The following is a 19896-nucleotide window of genomic DNA, read 5'->3' as shown; positions in this document are numbered from 1 at the left end:
GCTCCGTCGAGGAGGTCACGTGCTCCCGTGCCGCCGTGCGGGCGTGCCGTTGCTGGCCCTCGCGCTGCTCCTCCTGGTGGGCTGCCGGAGCTCCGCGGCGCCTGCGGCGGACGACGGCGTCGCGGCGACCAGCGCGAGCCCGGCCCCGCTCGCCGACACGTCGGTGCAGCTGCTGGCGATCAACGACTTCCACGGCCAGCTGCGCCCGCCCCGCGGGGTTGCCGGGACCCTCGAGACGGGCACCCCGGGCCCGGGGGCCGACGGGCGGCCCGGCACCGAGGACGACGGTCCCCAGCTCGTCGGTGGCGCGGCGCACCTGGCCCGGACGCTGGCGGACCGGCGGGCCGACTTCGGCGGGGACCCGCAGGACTCGCTCACGCTCGGGGCCGGCGACCTGGTCGGTGCCTCGCCGTTCGCCCCCGGTGCGTTCCGCGACGAGCCCGCCATCGAGGTGCTCGACCAGCTCGGGCTGGACTTCACCGCGGTCGGCAACCACGAGTTCGACCGCGGGGTGCGAGAGCTGCTGCGGCTCTCGTCCGCCAGCGACGGCCAGTTCTCCGACGACGTGGAGGCGTGCGCGGGGGTCGAGGTCGAGGAGACGGGGTGCTTCGCCGACAGCACCGGGCGCTCCTTCCGCGGCGCGGAGTTCGGCTACCTGGCGGCCAACGTCGTCGACCAGCGGACCGGCGAGCCGATCCTGCCGCCCTACGCCGTGGTGCAGACCTCCGGCGGTGTCGAGATCGGCATCGTGGGGGTCGTCACCGCCGACACGCCCCAGATGGTGCTGCCCTCCCGGATCGCCGGCTACGAGTTCGGCGACGAGGCGGAGGCGGTGAACCGCTACGCCGGGGAGCTCCAGGACCGCGGCGTGGAGGCGATCGTGCTGCTGGTCCACGAGGGTGGGGCGCAGCAGGGGGCCTACGACGAGTGCGCCGGTGACCTGGGCGGTACGGCCGTCGAGGAGATCAACGCGGCGGTGACCCCGGCGGTGGACGTCGTCATCAGCGCCCACACCCACGGTTCCTACGACTGCCGGCTCCCCGACCCCGCCGGCGCCCCGCGCCCCGTCGTGCAGGGGGGCGCCCACGGGACGGCCGTCGTCGACCTCCGGTTCGTCGTAGGCGCCGACGGGGACGTGCGGCGGGGCACCCTGACGTCGTCCGTCGTGCCGGTCCTCCGCGCCGAACCGGACCCGGAGGTGGCGCGGATCGTCGAGCACTGGAGCAACCGGGCGGAGGAGAGCGGGGCCGACACCCCGGTCGCCGTGCTGACCGGGGACGTCCGGCGCGGACCCGGCCCGTCGTCCCCGCTGGGTGTGCTCGTCGGCGACGCGATGCTGGCGGCCGCGACCGCCGAGGTCGCCGGGGCGCCGCCGGTCGCGGCCTTCACCAGCAGCGGGAGCATCCGCGCCGACCTGGTGGTGCCGGGTGGGGCCGGCAGCGGGGAGGTCCGGCGCCGGGACGTCCACGCCGTCGCGTCGCTGCCCTACACCGTCGACGTCGTCACCGTCTCCGGGGCGGCGGTCCGGCGAGCGCTCGAGCAGCAGTTCACCGACGACGGCCGGCTCGGGCCGTTCCCGCTCGAGGTCTCCGGTGGTGTCGCGTACGCCTACGACCCCGAGCGCCCCGCCGGTGACCGCGTGGACCCGTGCTCGCTCGTGCTCGGCGGCCGGCCGGTCGATCCCGAGGGGAGCTACCGGATCGCGCTGACCTCGCACCTGCGGGCGGGCAGCGACGGGTACACGGCCTTCACCACCGGCGTCGGGACGGTCCGCGGGCCGGACCTGTCGGACGCGCTGGTGGAGTACCTCGCCGCCCGGTCGCCGGTCGACCCGCCGGCACCGGCCCAGGTGGTGGCCACCGCGGAGCGGTCGGCCTGCTGATCCGCCGACCGTCGCGGGGGGCGTCCGACCGGCGGACTAGCGTCGTGCGCATGGCTGCATCGACCGAGAGCGGGCGTCCGGCACCCGGGGCGTGGGGCCCCGCCTCCGGCGTCGGGTCGTTGCCCGGCGGCGACGCTGCCGAGGCGGCGCGCACCGTGGTGGGGGAGCTGCCGGGGTTCGCCCACCTCCCCGAGCTACCCGGCCGGGGCGCCGGGGCCGACATGCTGGGCCGCACCGCCGCCCTGCTGGTCGACCTCGCCGTCGACCTCACGCCCTCGGGCTGGCGGCTGGTGCCGCGGCCCGGGATCGACCAGCAGCGGGCCGAGGAGTTCCTCGCCCGGGACCTCGACGCGCTGCACGACGTGGCCGAGGACTGGACGGGGCCGTTCAAGGTGCAGGCCGCGGGGCCGTGGACGCTCGCCGCGGGGCTGGAGCGCACCCGGGGGGACCGGGCCGTCGTCGATCCCGGGGCGCGGCGCGACCTGGGCCAGTCGCTGGCCGAGGGGCTCTCCGCGCACGTGGCGGCCGTGCAGGCCCGGCTCCCCGGCGCGCGGATCGTGGTCCAGCTCGACGAGCCGTCGGTCCCCGCGGTGCTCCAGGGCGGGCTGCCGACCGCCAGCGGTTTCGGGAAGCTCCCGGCGGTCGCCGCCGACGCGGTCGAGCAGGAGCTGGCCGCCGTCCTGCGGGCGCTGCCCGGCCCCGTGGTGGTCCACTGCTGCGCGCCGCGCATGCCGCTCGCCCTGTTCCGGGCCGCCGGCGCGGCCGGCCTCTCGTTCGACCTGGGCCTGGTCCAGGACCTCGACGCGGTGGGTGAGGCGGTCGACGCCGGGGTGCACCTGCTGCCGGGCGTCGTCCCGGGCACCGACGCCCCGCTGCCGGTTCCGAAGGCGACGGCGTCGCGGGTGCAGGCGTGGTGGAGCGAGCTGGGCTTCGCCGCCGAGCGGCTGCCCGAGGCGGTGACGCTCACCCCCGCCTGCGGACTCGCGGGGGCGACGCCGTCCTACGCCCGGGCGGCGATGCGGCAGGTGCGCGAGGCCGCGAAGTACCTGCTGCCGGAGTAGCTCCTCAGCGCAGCTCGCCGACCTGGGTGCCGCGCCCGGCCGGGTGAGCGCCGGTTGACCGTCGTACCCGCCGGATACCGTTCGCCCGTGAGCACCGACGCCGACCTCGTCGAACCGTCCGTCACCCCGGTGGCCGACCGGGAGGACCTCACCGAGGTCCCGGACGACGTCCGCACCCGGCACCGCGACCTCTCCGAGGAGCTGGACCGGTACGCCTTCGCGTACTACGTGCGCGACGAGCCGCTGATCAGCGACGGCCAGTACGACGAGCTGATGGCCGAGCTCAAGGCGATCGAGGCCGCGCACCCGGCCCTGGTCACCCCGGACTCGCCCAGCCAGAAGGTCAACGGCGGCTTCACCGCGACCTTCGCCCCGGTGCAGCACCTGGAGCGCATGCAGAGCCTGGACAACGCCTTCAGCAGCGACGAGCTGTCGGCCTGGGCGGCGCGCGCCGAGCGGGAGGGCGCGGCGGGGGCGAGCTACCTGTGCGAGCTGAAGGTCGACGGGGTCGCCGTCGACCTGGTCTACGAGCGGGGGCGCCTGGTGCGTGCCGCCACCCGGGGCGACGGGGTGACCGGGGAGGACGTCACCGCCAACGTCCGCACGATGGGCGACGTCCCGCAGCAGCTCACCGGGGAGGACGTTCCGGAGCTGCTCGAGGTCCGCGGCGAGATCTACTTCCCGGTGGCGGCGTTCGCCGACGTCAACGCGGCCATGGTGGAGCAGGGGCGGCCGCCGTTCGCCAACCCGCGCAACGCCGCGGCCGGCTCGCTGCGGCAGAAGGACCCGAAGGTCACCGCGTCCCGCCCGCTGCGGCTGGTCGTCCACGGGCTGGGTGCCCGGACGGGGTTCGAGCCGGAGCGGCAGTCGGCGGCCTACGAGGGCCTGCGCGCGCTGGGGCTGCCGGTGAGCGACCGCTTCGAGGTCGTCCCCGACCTCGAAGGGGTGTGGGCCTTCATCGAGCGCTACCGCGAGCAGCGCCACTCGGTGGAGCACGAGATCGACGGCGTCGTGGTGAAGGTGGACCAGGTGGCGCTGCAGCGTCGGCTGGGGTCGACCTCCCGGGCGCCGCGGTGGGCGATCGCGTTCAAGTACCCGCCGGAGGAGGCGACGACGAAGCTCCTGGACATCCGGGTCAACGTCGGGCGCACCGGCCGGGTGACGCCGTTCGCCTTCATGGAGCCGGTGAAGGTGGCCGGCTCCACGGTGCAGCTGGCCACCCTGCACAACGCCAGCGAGGTGAAGCGCAAGGGTGTGCTGATCGGAGACACCGTCGTCATCCGCAAGGCCGGCGACGTGATCCCCGAGGTGCTGGGCCCGGTGGTCGCGGCCCGGACCGGCGACGAGCGCGAGTTCGTCATGCCGACCCGCTGCCCCGAGTGCGGCACCGAGCTGCGGCCGGAGAAGGAGGGCGACGCCGACATCCGCTGCCCCAACGCCCGGTCCTGCCCGGCGCAGCTGCGGGAACGGGTCTTCCACGTCGCCGGGCGCGGCGCCTTCGACATCGAGAACCTCGGTTACGAGGCGGCGGTCGCGCTGCTGGAGAGCAGGTTGCTCACGGACGAGGGCGATCTGTTCTTCCTCGACGAGGAGGCGCTGTGCCGCAGCGCCTTCTTCACGAAGAAGGACGGAGCCCTGTCGGCCAACGGGCGCAAGCTGCTGACCAACCTCCAGACCCGCAAGGAAGTCCCGCTCTGGCGGGTGCTCGTCGCGCTCTCCATCCGGCACGTGGGCCCCACCGCCGCCCAGGCGCTGGCCCGCGACTTCCGGTCGATGGACCGCATCATCGCCGCGAGTGAGGAGGAGCTGGCGGCCGCGGACGGCGTCGGGCCCACGATCGCGAGGTCGGTGCGCGACTGGTTCGCCGTCGACTGGCACCGCGAGGTCGTGGAGAAGTGGCGGCAGGCCGGGGTGCGCATGGCCGACGCGGCGGAGGACGCGCCGCCGGGACCGCTGACCGGCGTCACCGTGGTCGTCACCGGGTCGCTGCGTGACTTCAGCCGCGATCAGGCGATCGCGGCGATCCAGGAGCGGGGCGGCAAGGTGACCGGCTCGGTGTCGAAGAAGACCGGCTTCGTCGTCGTGGGTGCCGATCCGGGCAGCAAGTACGACAAGGCGGTGCAGGTGAAGGCGCCGATCCTGGACGACGACGGCTTCCGGGTGCTGCTGGAGCAGGGGCCGGAGGCCGCCCGCGAGATGGCGGCCATCGGCGACAGCAGCGAGTGATCAGCCCTTCCGCACCGTCGCCGTCGCGATCGCGGTGGCGACGGTGTGCCCGTCGGCATCGAGCAACTCGCCGGCGAGGAACGCGATCGCCCCACCGCGGCGCACCACGCGGCCACGGCCGGTGAGCGTGCCGGGCAGGGCGGGTCGGTGGAACTGCACGTGGAGATCCGTGGTGGGGGCCCACTCGCCTTCGCCGAGAGTCGCCACCAGCGCCGGTCCCATGGTGTCGTCCAGCATCGCGGCGAGCATCCCGCCCTGCACGTGCCCCACCGGGTTGAGGAACTGCTCGGTGGCCGTGAACACGACTTCGATGGTGCGTGCCTCCGGGTCGACGGCGACGAGCCGGAAACCGAGCAACCGGGCAGCCGGCGGTGCCTCGGCGCGGCCTTCGACGACGTCCCAGAACGGTCCGGTGCCCATGTCGGCGGAGGGTAGGGGTGGGTGCTGACCGTCGGGGTGACGTGGGTCAGAACGGCGGGGGAGTGGTGGTCGCGACCATGCCGGTCGGTGTGGTGACGGTGAGGGTGCCGTCGGCTGCGAGGTCGTAGGTCCAGCCGGGCGCCTGGTGCTTGCCCCGGTGGTGGCCGGTGCAGAAGCCGGTGAGGTTGGTCGCGCTGGTCGGTCCGTCGGGGTAGGGCCTGTGATGGTCCAGCTCACCGCCCCGGGGGACAGGGCGACGGCAGCCCGGAAAGCGGCAGCGGCGATCCCTGGCGCGCAGGAACCGGTCGAGTGCGGCGCCGGGGCGGTACCCGTCGCTCGCCGGCGGCGGGCCGAGACCGGGGCGGTCGCTCAGGTCGTGGTCGCACCGGCCCGGCGCGCGGCGGCAGGCGGCGTCGCCGCAGTGGGCCAGGCGGCGGAGCTCCCGGCCGTCGGTGAGCGCGAGCAGCGCGCCGGTGAGCTCGTCGACCACCGCGATCCGCGGCCGGTCGACCAGCGCCCCGCCGCCGCTGGCATCGAGCAGCGCGGCCAGGGCCTCCCGGCGGCTCTCCCCGGCCTCGGCGCAGGCCTCGAGATCGCTCGGCGCACGTGTGATCCGGCCGGCGGCGCTGCGCAGCCACGCGCTCTCGTCCTCGCGGTCGGCGCGCTGGGCGTCGGCCACCACCCGGCGGGCGTGACCGATCGCCCGGTCGAGGCCGAGCAGGGCGCCCGCGGCAGCCTGCAGGGAACCGTGCGCGGTGGCCCAGCGAGAGGATCCGTCGCCGTCGCCGTCGCCGTCGCCGTCGCCGTCGCCCGTCCTTCGTCCGACCTCCGGGCCGGGGTCGCGTTCCGGGTCACGGCTGGGATCGGGGCCGCGAAGCGGTTCCGGCGGTCCGAGGTCGGGATCGGGGGACCCGTCCGCTCCAGGGTCGGGATCTGGCGCCGGATCGGAGAACGCCCCGGCTGCTTCGAGCCAGGCCTCGAAGGGTGCCTCCTCGGCCCACCGCCGAAGGAGCTCGTTCTCCGGGGTGTGGTCCGCACCGTCCCATTCGCCCCGGAGAGCGCGGGCCTCGACCTCCGCCCACCACCGCTCGTCGGCCTCCCGCCACTCCATGGCCCAGGTGTCCAGCGGCCAGGCGTCGGTGGGGCAGACGTCATCGGGTCGGGAGTCGGTGCCGTGGACGTCCTCCGGCCGGCTGTCGGCCCGGCGATCTCCTGTCGGCGAGTGGCCGGCCACGGCCGTCGTGGCGCCCTCGGCGCAGGGATCCGGCGCCGACCCGGGCAGCAGGCCCAGGGCGCGGGCGAGGGCACGCACCACCTCGGCGGGCACCGGCTCACCACCGATCTCGCCGAGGGCGTCCCCGCCGAGCAGGGCTCGCACGCCCGCGACGACCGTCAGCTGCGCCTGAACGGCGGGGAGGTCGTTCTCCTCCGGCCGGAGCACCAGGTCGAGCAGGCAGTCGGCCATCTTCTGACCGCGCGTCCTGCGATCGTCCGGGCCGTCAAGGACGTCGGCGTACCGGCCCAGCGCATCCAGCAGCGCCTGCGCCTCGGGCACCGTGAGCAGGGCGCCGAGCATCGCCATGCCCTCGCGCCGATCGGGTCGGACGGAGACGCCTCGCTCGCGCAGGGACGCGGCGAGCCGGGCCGCTTCGTCGCCTGCATCCCGGGCCAGGCCGAGCCGGCGCGCCTTGGCGCCGAGCTGCGCCGGTGTGGTCACCCGGCCGGCCATCCACCGGAGCAGCTCGCGCTCCACGGCGGCTCGCTTCGCCGCGTCGGCGATCGGCGCGACCCGCTCGAGCATCGGCCAGAGGTGCCCCGGGTGGAGTTCCCCGCGCTCCAGCGCGGCCAACGTCGCCGGGAGCCGGTGCACCAGCGTCAGCGATCGCGTCAGCAGCTGCTCGGCCGCCTGGGTGGAGATCGACAGGGCCACCACCAGCTCCTGCGCCGCCCACTCGCTGACATCGGCCAGCACCTCCGCCCGGGCGGCTCGGCGCTCCTCGCTCATGGCCCCCGGCTGGCCCGCCGGACGATCGGCCGAGGCCGGACGGGTGGCGGCGAACTCGGCGATCGCCCGGGCGCGCAGTGCGGTCTGGCGGGCGATCTCCCGGTCCGCTGCCTGCACAGCACCCAGCGGACCGGTGGCCCATCCGGCCGGTGGTGCGACCGACGCAGCGCGGTCGCCGACGGCTGCGGACTCCGCAGCCATCCGCGTCGCACTCTCCACCATGTGTTCGATCATATGTTCGAGGACGAGTCGCCGCAAGGCGTGGGAACTCATCTCCGCAGGTCAGCGGGCTGGGGGCGGCGTCAGTGTGCACGCGGCAAGGGGTCGGACCCGGGCTCTGGAGGAGGTGGTGGGAAGAGCGATGTCAGGTGGGCGGCAGGTGGGCCACCGTCGTCGCGATCCCGGTGAAGTGGGCCAGGCGGAGCAGTTCCGACCGGCGGAAGGCGGGGCCGCCGGAGCGGCCGAGCACGATGGCCCGACCGGCGCCGTAGGGCACGGCCATCATCTCGATGGCCATCTCCTGCCAGCGCTCGGGCAGCCAGGGCCCGTCGCTGGGCAGCAGTCGCGGGCCGTCCAGCGGCAGCCACGGCAGGGTGAGGCCGGGAAAGGCCGGCGCCGCATCCGAGGCCGCGAGCACCGCACCCTCGGCCAGCGGGGCCGGTTGCCCCGAGTCGTCGAGGATCACCGCCCAGCCGCTGTGGAACACCCGCGGCAACGACGCGGTCAGCAGCTCGGTCGGCGGGCGATCGCCGCGGGTGAGCGCATCCAGCAGGTCCAGTTCGCGGTGGGTGTCCAGCGGCCCGGCGAACGGGCGCAGCGACTCCACCCGCACGCCCTCGACCGCCTGCGCCACGGTGATGAGGCTGTCGGGCAACCGGTCGCCCGGCAGGTCCACGACGACGTCGTCGACCGCGATGCCGTTGCCCCGCTCGAGCACGTCCAGCGAGACGATGTCGATGCCCGCGGTGCCCAGCGCGGTCGCCACTGCACCGAGGATGCCGGGACGGTCGGGCAGCACGAGGCGCAGGAGATAGGACACGGTTCCTCCGGGTCATGGGCCCCATGGCCCCCTTCCGGGGCCCGCCGCGAGCCTGCGAGCGGTGGGGAGAAGGGGGTCCTTGTTCGATCTCCGTCGATCGCGATCGGGGTGAGCCTCTCACGCTGACCGGCCTCCGAGGGCCCCCACGTAGAGTGGCCCGGTCACGCCCCGGGCCGAGAGCGGGCCGCCGGGCACCGCCGAAGTGGAGTTCCGCCGCAGCATGAGCACCCCCTCCCCGAAGGGTCGACTGACCCGTGACGAGGTGGCCCACCTGGCGCACCTGTCCCGGCTCGCGGTGAGCGACGAGGAGCTGGACCTCTTCGCCGGCCAGCTCGCCGCCGTGCTGGACGCCGTGGCCCAGGTCGGCAAGGCCGACGTCGCCGAGGTCGCCCCGACCACGCACGCCGTGCCCATGACCAACGTCATGCGCCCCGACGCCGCCCGGCCCAGCCTGCCCCGCGACGTCGTCCTCGCCGGTGCCCCCGCCGCGGAGGACGACCGCTTCCGGGTCCCGCGGATCCTCGGGGAGGAGGCGTGAACATCACGACGACCAGCGCCGCAGCCCTCAGCGAGGCGCTCCAGGCCGGCGAGGTGAGCTCGGTCGAGGTGACGCGCGCGTACCTCGAGCGGATCAGCGGCCAGGACGCCGCGATCGGCGCCTACCTGCACGTCGACGCCGAGGCCGCGCTGCAGGCCGCCGGCCAGGTCGACGCCGCCCGCGCCGCCGGCGCCGAGCTCGGGCCGCTGGCCGGCGTGCCCCTGGCCCTCAAGGACGTCGTCGTCACCGAAGGGGTGCCCACCACCAGCGGCTCCAAGATCCTCGAGGGCTGGCGGCCGCCCTACGACGCGACGCTCGCGGCACGGCTCAAGGCCGCCGGCACCGTGCTGCTCGGCAAGACCAACATGGACGAGTTCGCGATGGGCTCGTCGACCGAGAACTCCGCCTACCAGCTCACCCGCAACCCGTGGGACACCGACCGCGTCCCGGGTGGCTCCTCGGGTGGCTCCTCTGCCGCGGTCGCCGCGGGGCTGGCCCCGTGGGCCATCGGCACCGACACCGGCGGGTCCATCCGCCAGCCGGCCGCCGTCACCGGGCTGGTCGGCCACAAGCCCACCTACGGGTCGGTCTCCCGCTACGGGCTGATCGCGTTCTCCTCCAGCCTCGACCAGGCCGGCCCCATGACGCGGACGGTGCTGGACGCCGCGCTGCTGCACGAGGCCATCGCCGGGCACGACCCGCTGGACTCCACGAGCATCGACGCACCGGTGCCCGTGCTCGCCGAGGCGGCGCGCCGCGGCGCCGAGGGCGACCTGGCCGGCCTGCGCGTCGGCGTCGTCACCGAGCTCGGCGGGGAGGGGCACACCGACGGCTACGAGCCCGGGGTGCTGGCACGCGTCGCGGAGGCGGTGGCCCTGCTGGAGAGCATGGGCGCGGAGGTCCGGCAGGTCTCCTGCCCGGCGTTCGACCTCGCCCTGCCGGCGTACTACCTGATCGCGCCGAGCGAGGCGTCGTCCAACCTGGCCCGCTTCGACGGCGTCCGGTACGGCCTGCGGGTCGGCGACGACGGCAGCCGCGACCTCGACGAGGTCATGGCGCTGACCCGTGAGCAGGGCTTCGGCCCCGAGGTGAAGCGCCGGATCATCCTCGGCACCTACGCGCTGTCGGCCGGCTACTACGACGCCTACTACGGGCAGGCCCAGAAGGTGCGCACCCTGATCACGCGGGACTTCACCACCGCGTGGGACGACGTCGACGTGCTGGTCAGCCCGACCAGCCCCACCGTCGCGTGGTCGCTGGGCGATCGGGTGGACGACCCGATCGCCATGTACGCCGCCGACCTGTGCACGCTGCCGGCCAGCCTCGCGGGCATCCCGGCCATCTCGGTGCCGTGCGGGCTCTCCGAGGGCCTGCCGGTCGGGTTCCAGGTGATGGCGCCTGCCCTGGCCGACGACCGCTGCTACCGGGTGGCGGCCGCGCTGGAGACCGCGCAGGACGCGGCCCGCGGCCACGCGCTGCTGGACGCGATCGGCGGTGCGGCGTGAACGGCCCGCTCAAGGCCGCCTGGGCCCTCACCGCCTTCGTCGTCCTCGCCGGGATCGTCGGCTGGGCCGTCACCGGCCGTGCCGTCTTCGCCGTCTTCCTGGTGCTCGGCGTGCTGACCGCCGTCGGCGCCGTGGTGACCGGCCGCCAGCAGCCGGGTCCGGCCGCCCCGAAGGAGGACAACCCCTCATGAGCGACACCCTGGTCGGCTTCGACGAGGTCCTGACCCGCTACGAGCCGGTCATTGGTCTGGAGACCCACGTCGAGCTGGGCACCGCGTCGAAGATGTTCTGCGGCTGCTCCACCACGTTCGGCGCCGAGCCCAACACGCAGACCTGCCCGGTCTGCCTGGGCCTGCCCGGCTCGCTGCCGGTGGTCAACGCCGCCGCCATCGAGTCCACCATCCGCATCGGGCTGGCCCTGGGCTGCCGGATCGCCTCGTGGTCGCGCTTCGCCCGGAAGAACTACTTCTACCCGGACATCCCCAAGGGCTTCCAGACCAGCCAGTACGACGAGCCGCTGTGCACGGCCGGTCACCTGGACGTCGAGGTCGACGGCGAGACCTACCGCGTCGAGATCGAGCGCGTCCACATCGAGGAGGACACCGGCAAGAACCTGCACGTCGGTGGCGCCACCGGGCGCATCCACGGGGCCGACCACTCGCTGGTCGACTACAACCGCGCCGGCATCCCGCTGGTTGAGATCGTCACCCGCCCGATCCCGGGGACCGGCGCCAAGGCCCCCGAGGTGGCCCGGGCCTACGTCACCGAGCTGCGCGCGATCCTGCTGACCCTCGGCGTCTCCGAGGTGCGCATGGAGCAGGGCAACCTGCGCTGCGACGTCAACACCTCGCTCGCGCCGATCGGCAGCCTCGAGTGGGGCACCCGCACCGAGACCAAGAACGTGAACTCGCTGCGCTCGGTCGAGCGGGCCGTCCGCTACGAGATGCGCCGCCAGGCCGCAGTCCTCGACGTCGGCGAGCGCATCGTGCAGGAGACCCGGCACTTCCACGAGGACACCGGCAGCACCTCGGAGGGCCGCAGCAAGGAGGAGGCCACCGACTACCGGTACTTCCCCGAGCCCGACCTCGTGCCGCTCGCCCCGGACGAGGAGTGGATCGAGGGCCTGCGCGCCGCGCTGCCCGAGCTCCCCGCCGCCCGCCGCACCCGGCTGCAGGAGGAGTGGGGCCTGTCGGCCACCGAGATGGCGTGGATCGCCAACGCGGGCGCCGTCGACCTGGTCGCCGAGACGGTCACGGCCGGTGCCTCGCCGGCCGACGCCCGCAAGTGGTGGCTGGGCGAGCTGGCCCGCCGGGCCAACGACGCCGGTGTCGAGCTGGCGGAGCTACCGGTCACGCCGCGCCAGGTGGCGGAGCTGGCGGGGCTGGTCCAGGCCGGGACGGTCAACGACCAGCTGGCCCGCCAGGCGCTGGACGGCGTGCTGGCCGGTGAGGGTGGTCCGGCGGCGGTCGTGGAGTCCCGCGGCCTCGCGGTGATGGGGGAGTCCGACGAGCTGGTCGCCGCGGTGGAGGCCGCCATCGAGGGCAACCCCGACGTCGCCGACAAGGTGCGCGGCGGCAAGGTGCAGGCGATCGGGGCGCTGGTGGGCGCGGTCATGAAGACCACGCGCGGCAAGGCCGATGCCGCCACGGTGAAGCGCATGCTGGAGGAGCGCCTGACCTGAGCGGGGTCGTCCCCGGCGCGGGGCCCGGAGGGCTCCCGGCGGGGACGACGGATCCGGCTCAGGTCAGCAGGGGGACGGCTCCTGGCCGCGGTGCGGTCCGGAGGACCGCGGTGTCACAGCGGTGCGGTCCGGCGGACCGCGGTGTCACAGCGGGGAGTTCGGCTGGCCGCCGGGGGGACGGATCCGCAGCACCTTGTCGTCGTCGTCGGCCGGGGCACCGAGACCGTCGCGGTTGGACGTCGTCACCCAGAGCGCGCCCTCGGGGTCGAGGACGACGGTGCGCAGCCGGCCGTAGCGGTCGCCGAGCACCTCGTCGGCGGCCCCCTCGACCGGGACGCCGTCCTCGTCGAGCGTGATCACGTGCACCCGCTGCCCGTCGAGCGCGCCCAGGAACACCGTTCCGTTGGCCACTGCGCAGCCGCCGAGGCCACCCTCGTCGGCCGGCACCGTCAGCAGCGGTGCGCCGTCCGCCCCTTCCTGGACGACGTCGACCTCGTCGGGGCCCTGACGGGACTCGTCGGTGGCGTAGAGCCGCTCCTGGTCCTGGCAGAGCGCCGTCACGTCGCGGTAGCCCCTGCTGTGCACCGGGCTGCTCCCACCGACCGCCCGGCCGAAGACGTCGATGCGCAGCACCTTGCCGGCCAGCGAGCCCGGGTCGGCGGCGAGCGCCGGGTCCCCGGCGTCCCCGGTGCCGACGTAGAGGTGGCCGTCGGCTCCGGTGAGCAGGCCGCCGCCGTTGCCCGTCTCGCCGCGCGGGATGCCGGTCAGCACCGGGTTCGGCGTCCCCCCGATGGGGAACCGGACGACGCGGTTGTCGGTCGCGGTGGTGACGTAGGCGAACAGCAGCCCGTCCTCCGCGAAGGTGGGGGAGAGGGCGAGGCCCAGGAGCCCGCCGTCGCCGCTGGTGTCCAGCTCCGGCACGGTCATGAGCTCCCGCGCCGGCGACCGGTCGGGGAAGACCTGCAGCAGACGGCCGGTGTCCCGCTCGCCGACGATCGCCGACCCGTCGGGCAGCAGCACCAGACCTGTGGGCACGCTGAGCCCGGTGGCGACCACGTTGGGGTCGCCGGCCTCCTCGCCCGAGCCCGGCTGGGCGGGGTCCGCGGGCGGCGGCAGGGTCGCCGGCGGCGGACCCACCTGGGGCGGGGCGCCCTCCGGGAGCGGCCGGAACGGGCCGGCGGGCTCGTAGCCACCCCCGCCGCAGCCGGCCAGCAGCGCTCCGGCGAGGAGGGCGGTGACCACCCCCGGCGCGCGCCGCGCCCTCGTCGGTCTCACCCGGCCCAGGGTACGTGCGGTGGACGCGCCGTCGGCGTGCACGCGTGGGCCCGGCGCTGGCTAGCGTGAGGCGGTGACGACGCTGGAGCTGACGGCCGACGAGACCCTGCACGTGCTGGTGCCCTCGCGGCGCCTGGCCGAGGTGGTGGAGGCGCTGTCGCCGCGGGTGCGGGCGCACCGGGTGACGCCGGCGGACGGCCCTCCCCGCGGTGAGCCCGCGCAGGCCCAGGTCTGGGTGGCCGGCGGTGGCTCCGCCCCGCCGCCGGAGGGCTTCCTCGACGCGCTGCCGCGACTGCGGCTGGTGCAGCTGACCAGCGCCGGGGCGGAGGGGTTCGCCGGGCGGGTGCCCGAGGGCGTCGTGCTGTGCAACGCCCGGGGCGCGCACACCCCGGCGACCGCCGAGTGGGTCGTGGCGGCGACGCTCGCCGCCCAGCGCGGGCTGCCGTTCTTCGTCCGCGAGCAGGCCGCCGGGCGGTGGTCGTTCGCCACGCGCCGGTCACTGGTGGGCGCGCGGGTGCTGGTCGTCGGCGCCGGTGACATCGCGGTCACGGTGGGCCGGATGCTCGCGGGCTTCGACGTGCACCTGACCTACGTGGCGCGCCGCCCGCGCGAGGGCGTGCGCACGGTGGCGGAGCTGCCGGAGCTGCTGCCCGAGGCGGACGTCGTCGTGCTGCTCGTGCCCCTGACCCCGGAGACCACCGGGCTGGTCGACGCACGTTTCCTGGCCGCCATGCCCGACGGCGCCCTGCTGGTGAACGCCGCCCGCGGTCCGGTCGTGGACACCGGGGCCCTGCTGGCCGAGCTCTCCTCCGGGCGGCTGCGCGCGGCCCTCGACGTCACCGATCCCGAGCCGCTCCCGGAGGGCCACCCGCTGTGGGGTGCGGCCAACCTGCTGCTCACCCCGCACGTCGGCGGGGAGGTGCCGGCGACCCGTGAGCGGGCCACGGCGGCGGTCACCGAGCAGATCGGCCGGATCCTCGCCGGCCGGCCGCTGGCCAACGTCGTCGGCGACTACTGACCCACGGGGCGGGCGGAAGGATCGTCGAGGCGGCCGCCCGAGGCGGCGGCCAGGCGCGGCAGGTCACGCACCCGCAGCACCGGCAGCCGCACCTCGGTCGACCTCGTCGTCACCAGCCACAGCTCGCCGCGCCGGCCGAGACGGACGCCCGCCAGCTCGGGCCAGGTCACGGTCCGGGACCCCACGAACGAGCGGGCGGTGATGCCGCGGTCGTCGACGTCGACCCCGCTCCGCAGGACCCAGGCGGCCACGACCACCGGGACCAGCAGCAGCAGGAGGGTCCACCCGCTGACGAGGGCGGTGGGGAGGATGCCGAGGGCGAGCAGGATCACGGGCAGCAGCGCGCTCCGGTTCATCCGGAAGCGGGCGGGAGGGGTCACGGACGGCGATCCTCCCACCCGCGCCCCCCGGTCGGTCCGGCGACGGGCCTACCATCGCCGCTCGTGACGATCGGCGAGGACCTCATCCCTGGAAACGAGCCGGCGAGTGCGACGCACAGCCCGCTCAAGCCCCGCAGCTACGAGGTGACCGACGGGCTGGCGAAGGCCCCGGCGCGCGCGATGCTGCGTGCGGTCGGCATGGGGGACGACGACTTCGCCAAGCCGCAGATCGGCGTCGCGTCCTCCTGGAACGAGATCACCCCGTGCAACCTGTCGCTGGACCGGCTGGCCAAGCGGGCCAAGGAGGGGGTGCACGCCGCCGGCGGCTTCCCGCTGGAGTTCGGCACCATCTCGGTCTCCGACGGCATCTCCATGGGGCACGAGGGGATGCGCGCCTCGCTGGTGTCCCGCGAGGTCATCGCCGACTCGGTCGAGACCGTCATGTTCGCCGAGCGGCTGGACGGCTCGGTGCTGCTGGCCGGCTGCGACAAGTCCCTGCCGGGCATGCTCATGGCCGCGGCGCGGCTCGACCTGGCCAGCGTGTTCCTGTACTCGGGATCGACGATGCCCGGCAAGCTGGGCGACCGGGACCTCACGATCATCGACGTCTTCGAGGGCGTCGGTGCCTGCGCCCGCGGGCTGATCACCCAGGACGAGCTGGACGCGATCGAGAAGGCCGCCTGCCCGGGCATGGGCTCCTGCGGTGGCATGTACACCGCCAACACGATGGCCAGCGTCGCCGAGGCCCTGGGCATGGCCCTGCCCGGCAGCGCCGCCCCGCCGGCCCCCGACAACCGGCGCGACGCGTACGCGGTCGCCTCCGGTGAAGCGGTGGTCAACCTGCTGCGCAAGGGCATCACCGCGCGCCAGATCATGACGAAGAAGGCGTTCGAGAACGCCATCACCGTCGTCATGGCGCTCGGCGGCTCGACCAACGCCGTCCTGCACCTCATGGCGATCGCGCACGAGGCGCAGGTGGACCTCGAGCTCGAGGACTTCAACCGGATCGGCGACCGCACCCCGCTCCTGGCCGACGTCAAGCCCTTCGGCCGGTTCGTCATGACAGACGTCGACCGCGTCGGCGGGGTTCCGGTGGTCCTGCGCGCCCTCTTGGACGCCGGTCTGCTGCACGGCGACGTGCTCACGGTCACCGGGAAGACGATGGCCGAGAACCTGGCCGACATCGCCCCGCCGGACCCCGACGGCGCGATCATCCACGCGATGGACGACCCGATCCATGCGACCGGTGGGCTCTCGGTGCTCCGCGGTTCGCTGGCCCCCGAGGGCGCGGTCGTGAAGTCGGCCGGCTTCGACGCGGACGTGTTCGAGGGCACCGCCCGGGTCTTCGACGGCGAGCAGGGGGCCATGGACGCCGTCACCGAGGGCACGCTGCAGGCCGGGGACGTCGTCGTCATCCGGTACGAGGGCCCTCGGGGCGGGCCGGGCATGCGGGAGATGCTCGCCGTCACCGGCGCGATCAAGGGGGCAGGGCTGGGCAAGGACGTCCTCCTGCTCACCGACGGCCGGTTCTCCGGCGGGACCACCGGCCTGTGCATCGGCCACGTCGCCCCGGAGGCGACCGACGGCGGCCCGATCGCCTTCGTGCGCGACGGTGACCGGATCCGGCTGGACCTGACGACCCGCACGCTCGACCTGCTGGTCGACGACGACGAGCTGGCCCGCCGGGCCGAGGGCTGGGCGCCGCTGCCGCCGCGCTACACCACCGGCGTCCTCGGCAAGTACGCCAAGCTGGTCGGCTCGGCGGCCCAGGGCGCCATCTGCGGCTGACCCCCCTTGGGGTGAACCCGGGACGGTGGCGGGTCCACCGTCCCGGGGTCGTTGCCGACCAGAGGGTCGTGGACTCCGACGCGCGCCGACGGGACGGCGGCGCGCCGTCGCTGCCCGAACCGTTCGCGGCTCTGCCGTTCGCCGCACCGCCGCGCAGCTGCCCGTCCGTCGCGCTGCCGTCGACCGCGTCCGCGCGGGAGCGGCGCGAATCGGTGGTCCTCTACGTCGGGCTCGCCGTGCTCGCGCTCCTCGGCGGCGCCGCCCGTCCCGGCCTGGGTGCGGGCGCCGACCACGCGCTGACCGTCCTGCTCGGGCTCGCCGCGCTCGCCGCCGCCCTCGTCGTCCGCGGGCACGCTGCCCGGCTGGACCGCGCCGCGCGCCGGCCGTGGCAGGCCGCGGCTGCGGCCGCCGTGCTGCTGGCGGCCGGCCGCTTCCTCGGCGTCGTGGACGGCGCGGTGGCCCACGTGCCGCAGGTCCTCGCGCTGCCCCTCGGCCTCGCGGCCTGCCTCCTGCTGCTGCCGCACCGGAGCGGGCGGGCCGGCGTGCGGGAGCTCCTCGACGGCGCCATCGTGCTGGTCGCGGTCGTGCTCCTCACCGGGCTCGTGCTCTCCCGGTCGGGCGTCCGCGGCGGCGGTGCCACCGGCGTGCTGCAGAACATGGGTTATCCCGCCGGCGGTGCGCTGCTCTGCGCGGTCGCGCTGATGGTCGTCTCCCGCGCACCCGCGTCCCGTCGGCGTCCGGCGCTGTGGCTGCTGGCGGCGGCGGTCGCGGCGGCGGTCGTCGCGGTCGTGACCGCCATGGCCCAGGTGCTGGGGGAGACGGTCTCGGACCTGCTGATCGGCATCGCCTGGTCCGCGATGCTCGCGGCCGGCGTCCGGGCGGTGGACACCGACCCCGGGCGGCTCCCGCAGCAGGGCCGGGGAGCAGACGGCCTCCCGCTCTTCGGCCTGGCCGTCAGCCACGCGACGGCCTACGGGGTCGCCGGGGTGGTCGTCGTGGCGCTGAACGCGGGGCACGCGTTCACCCTGCTCGAGCAGGTGGCGATCGGGGTGCTCGTCGTCTGCACCTCGATGCGCAGCCTGCTGTGGGTCGTCGACGGTGGCCGGCTCACCCGTCGGCTGCTGCAGACCGAGGCCTACTTCCGTGCGCTGGCCGCCAGCGCCGAGGACGTCACCGTGGTGCTGGACGGCGGCGGCCGGGTGCGCTGGGTCTCCGGCGCGGCGGACGGCCAGCTCGGGTGGCCGGAACGGGAGCTCACCGGCCGCCTGCTGGCCGACCTGGTCGACCCCGACGACCACGACGTGCTCGAGGACGTGCTCGCCGGGCGGGTGCCGGCGGATCCCGCCGCACTGCCACCGACCGTGCGGCTGCGCACCCGCGGTGGGGCCCGGCGCGACGTCGAGCTGTCCGGTGCCGCGCGGGCGGGCGTGCCGGGGTCCGGGCTGCGGGAGAGCGTGGTGCTCCACCTGCGCGACGTCACCGCCCGCCGGACCACCCAGCGGGAGCTGGAGCGCATGGCGTACACCGACTACCTGACCGGGCTGCCCAACCGGGCCCGGTTCCTCGCCGCCCTGGACGAGGCGCGGGCACGCGCCGCCGAGGGGCACCCCGGCTGCGTGCTGCTGGTCGACCTCGACGGCTTCAAGGCCGTCAACGACGTCGCCGGGCACGAGGCCGGCGACCAGTTGCTCGCCCAGGTGGCCGATCTGCTGCGCGACGGCGCCCGGGCGCAGGACCTCGTCGCCCGCCTCGGCGGGGACGAGTTCGCGCTGCTGGTGCCCGGGGGGCTCGAGGAGGCGACCGGGCTCGCCGAGCGGCTGGTCGTGGCGCTCGACCGGCCGTTCCGGGCGCCGTCGGCCGACGGGCAGGGCATCGGCCCGCGGTTCGCGGTCTCGGGGAGCATCGGCCTGGCCGAGCTCGACCCCGTCGCCGACGCGTCGGACACCGTCCGGCAGGCCGATCTCGCCCTGCGTGCGGCCAAGGCCGCCGGCAAGCGCTGCGTCCGTTCCTCGGGTGAGGCCATCGACGCGGCGCTGGTGCGCCGCACCCGACTGGCCCGGGACCTGCCCGTGGCGTTGGCCGAGGGGCAGTTGCGCGTGCTCTACCAGCCCGTCGTCGGCGTGCGCGACCGCCGCGTGCTCGGGCTGGAGGCGCTCGTGCGCTGGGAGCACCCGCTCCTGGGCACCGTGCCGCCGGACGAGTTCATCCCCCTGGCGGAGGAGGACGGGCTGATCGTGCCGCTGCAGCGCTGGGTGCTCGGGGTGGCGACGGAGCACGCGGCCGTGCTCCTGGCCGACGGCTGGGACGTCCAGATGGGCGTGAACGTCTCCGTGCGCCACCTGCAGGCGGGCTGCCTGGCCCCGGACGTGGCCGCCGCGCTCACCGCCGCCCAGCTGCCCCCGAGCAAGCTGGTCCTGGAGATCACCGAGTCGGTGCTGCTCGACGCGCACGAGGGGGTGCTCGGCGACCTCGAGACGCTCCGCGGCATGGGTGTCGTCCTCTCGCTCGACGACTTCGGGCGGGGATGGTCCTCGCTGGCCTACCTGGCCCGGTTGCCGGTGCAGATCCTGAAGATGGACCGCGAGTTCGTGGCCGGCATCGAGACCGGCCCCCGGGGGCGCGCGCTCGTGGCCGCCGTCGTCGAGCTCGGCCGCACGCTCGGCATGGACGTCGTCGCGGAGGGCGTGGAGACCGAGGCGCAGCTGGCCCACCTGCAGGCCATGGACTGCCGCTACCTGCAGGGCTACCTCTTCGGGCGGCCGATGCCGTTCGCCGAGCTGCGTGCGCTGCTCGCCTCGTTCGACGACTCCATCCTCGACGCGACCGAGCCGGGATCGCCGAATCTGGACGCCGGCGTCCACATGGTGGGACGCGACGGTTGACGCAGGGGCGTCGGCAGGCGCACAGTGTCCCCGTGCCTCGCACCAGCATGCTCGCCGACGCCCGCACCTGCGGCGTCCTCGTACTCGCCTAGCGCGTCCGGTCACCGACCGACGCGCTGACCCTTCGTGCCCGGGGCACGAGGGGTTTTTTGTTGGCCGTGATCCGCCGCACAGCGAGCACGCCGCCCGTCGCACC

The 19896-nt window shown here is 75.2% G+C and carries 15 protein-coding genes; 10 read left to right on the top strand and 5 right to left on the bottom strand.

Going from position 1 to position 19896, the window contains the following annotated elements; all coding sequences use genetic code 11:
• Positions 1-43 precede the first annotated feature (43 nt).
• The 3 genes from ACI79S_RS05325 (at position 44) to ligA (ending at position 5169) form a co-directional block, all read left to right on the top strand.
• Positions 44-1882, top strand: a complete 1839-nt coding sequence (locus ACI79S_RS05325) for a bifunctional metallophosphatase/5'-nucleotidase (protein WP_456592396.1) — start codon at positions 44-46, stop codon at positions 1880-1882.
• A gap of 50 nt (positions 1883-1932) precedes the next feature.
• Positions 1933-2943, top strand: coding sequence for a methionine synthase (locus tag ACI79S_RS05320; RefSeq protein WP_456592395.1), 1011 nt, complete (start codon positions 1933-1935; stop codon positions 2941-2943).
• Between the two features lie 87 nt (positions 2944-3030).
• Positions 3031-5169: an NAD-dependent DNA ligase LigA gene (gene ligA / locus ACI79S_RS05315; RefSeq protein ID WP_456592394.1), complete on the top strand. Its 2139-nt coding sequence runs from the start codon at positions 3031-3033 to the stop codon at positions 5167-5169.
• Here ligA and ACI79S_RS05310 read toward each other — a convergent pair whose 3' ends face one another.
• The 3 genes from ACI79S_RS05310 to ACI79S_RS05300 form a co-directional block, all read right to left on the bottom strand.
• Complete coding sequence (locus tag ACI79S_RS05310) at positions 5170-5589, bottom strand: PaaI family thioesterase (RefSeq protein ID WP_456592393.1); 420 nt, start codon at positions 5587-5589, stop codon at positions 5170-5172.
• 46 nt (positions 5590-5635) lie between these two features.
• Entirely contained in the window at positions 5636-7711 is a 2076-nt protein-coding gene (locus ACI79S_RS05305) for a DUF222 domain-containing protein (protein WP_456592392.1), read from the bottom strand.
• Between the two features lie 247 nt (positions 7712-7958).
• A complete protein-coding gene (locus ACI79S_RS05300) occupies positions 7959-8633 on the bottom strand; it encodes an ACT domain-containing protein (protein WP_456592391.1) in 675 nt (224 codons plus the stop codon).
• A 220-nt stretch (positions 8634-8853) separates the two neighbouring features.
• On the opposite strand from ACI79S_RS05300, the gene gatC reads away from it, so the two are divergent.
• Genes gatC through gatB form a run of 4 tightly spaced genes read left to right on the top strand, consistent with a single transcriptional unit; the run spans position 8854 to position 12357 of the window.
• On the top strand, positions 8854-9171 hold the full coding sequence (gene gatC, locus ACI79S_RS05295) for an Asp-tRNA(Asn)/Glu-tRNA(Gln) amidotransferase subunit GatC (protein WP_456588867.1): 318 nt from the start codon (positions 8854-8856) through the stop codon (positions 9169-9171).
• Positions 9168-10676 carry an Asp-tRNA(Asn)/Glu-tRNA(Gln) amidotransferase subunit GatA gene (gene gatA / locus ACI79S_RS05290; protein ID WP_456592390.1) on the top strand — a complete coding sequence of 503 codons (1509 nt, stop codon included), beginning with the start codon at positions 9168-9170 and terminating at the stop codon, positions 10674-10676. The genes gatC and gatA overlap by 4 nt, the downstream gene beginning before the upstream one ends.
• Positions 10673-10867, top strand: coding sequence for a hypothetical protein (locus ACI79S_RS05285; RefSeq protein ID WP_456592389.1), 195 nt, complete (start codon positions 10673-10675; stop codon positions 10865-10867). The genes gatA and ACI79S_RS05285 overlap by 4 nt, the downstream gene beginning before the upstream one ends.
• Positions 10864-12357 (top strand): Asp-tRNA(Asn)/Glu-tRNA(Gln) amidotransferase subunit GatB, encoded by a 1494-nt coding sequence (gatB, locus tag ACI79S_RS05280; protein WP_456592388.1) that lies wholly within the window; start codon positions 10864-10866, stop codon positions 12355-12357. Before ACI79S_RS05285 ends, gatB begins: the two co-directional genes overlap by 4 nt.
• A 144-nt stretch (positions 12358-12501) precedes the next feature.
• Here gatB and ACI79S_RS05275 read toward each other — a convergent pair whose 3' ends face one another.
• Positions 12502-13632, bottom strand: a complete 1131-nt coding sequence (locus ACI79S_RS05275; RefSeq protein WP_456592387.1) for a PQQ-dependent sugar dehydrogenase — start codon at positions 13630-13632, stop codon at positions 12502-12504.
• 73 nt (positions 13633-13705) lie between these two features.
• Between ACI79S_RS05275 and ACI79S_RS05270 the strand changes: the two genes are divergently transcribed.
• Positions 13706-14650, top strand: a complete 945-nt coding sequence (locus tag ACI79S_RS05270; protein WP_456592386.1) for a 2-hydroxyacid dehydrogenase — start codon at positions 13706-13708, stop codon at positions 14648-14650.
• Here ACI79S_RS05270 and ACI79S_RS05265 read toward each other — a convergent pair.
• Positions 14644-15030, bottom strand: coding sequence for a PH domain-containing protein (locus ACI79S_RS05265; RefSeq protein ID WP_456592385.1), 387 nt, complete (start codon positions 15028-15030; stop codon positions 14644-14646). The two genes, ACI79S_RS05270 and ACI79S_RS05265, sit on opposite strands and share 7 nt — an antisense overlap.
• A 63-nt stretch (positions 15031-15093) precedes the next feature.
• Between ACI79S_RS05265 and ilvD the strand changes: the two genes are divergently transcribed.
• Both ilvD and ACI79S_RS05255 read left to right on the top strand, forming a co-directional pair.
• Positions 15094-16818, top strand: a complete 1725-nt coding sequence (gene ilvD / locus ACI79S_RS05260) for a dihydroxy-acid dehydratase (protein ID WP_456592384.1) — start codon at positions 15094-15096, stop codon at positions 16816-16818.
• Positions 16819-16886: 68 nt separating this feature from the next.
• Positions 16887-19700: a putative bifunctional diguanylate cyclase/phosphodiesterase gene (locus tag ACI79S_RS05255; protein WP_456592383.1), complete on the top strand. Its 2814-nt coding sequence runs from the start codon at positions 16887-16889 to the stop codon at positions 19698-19700.
• Positions 19701-19896: the final 196 nt, after the last annotated feature.

The sequence above is a fragment of the Blastococcus sp. SYSU DS1024 genome (assembly GCF_054050795.1).
The sequence above is the reverse complement of the archived record's forward strand: the minus strand, read 5'-3'. Positions and strand labels throughout refer to the sequence as shown.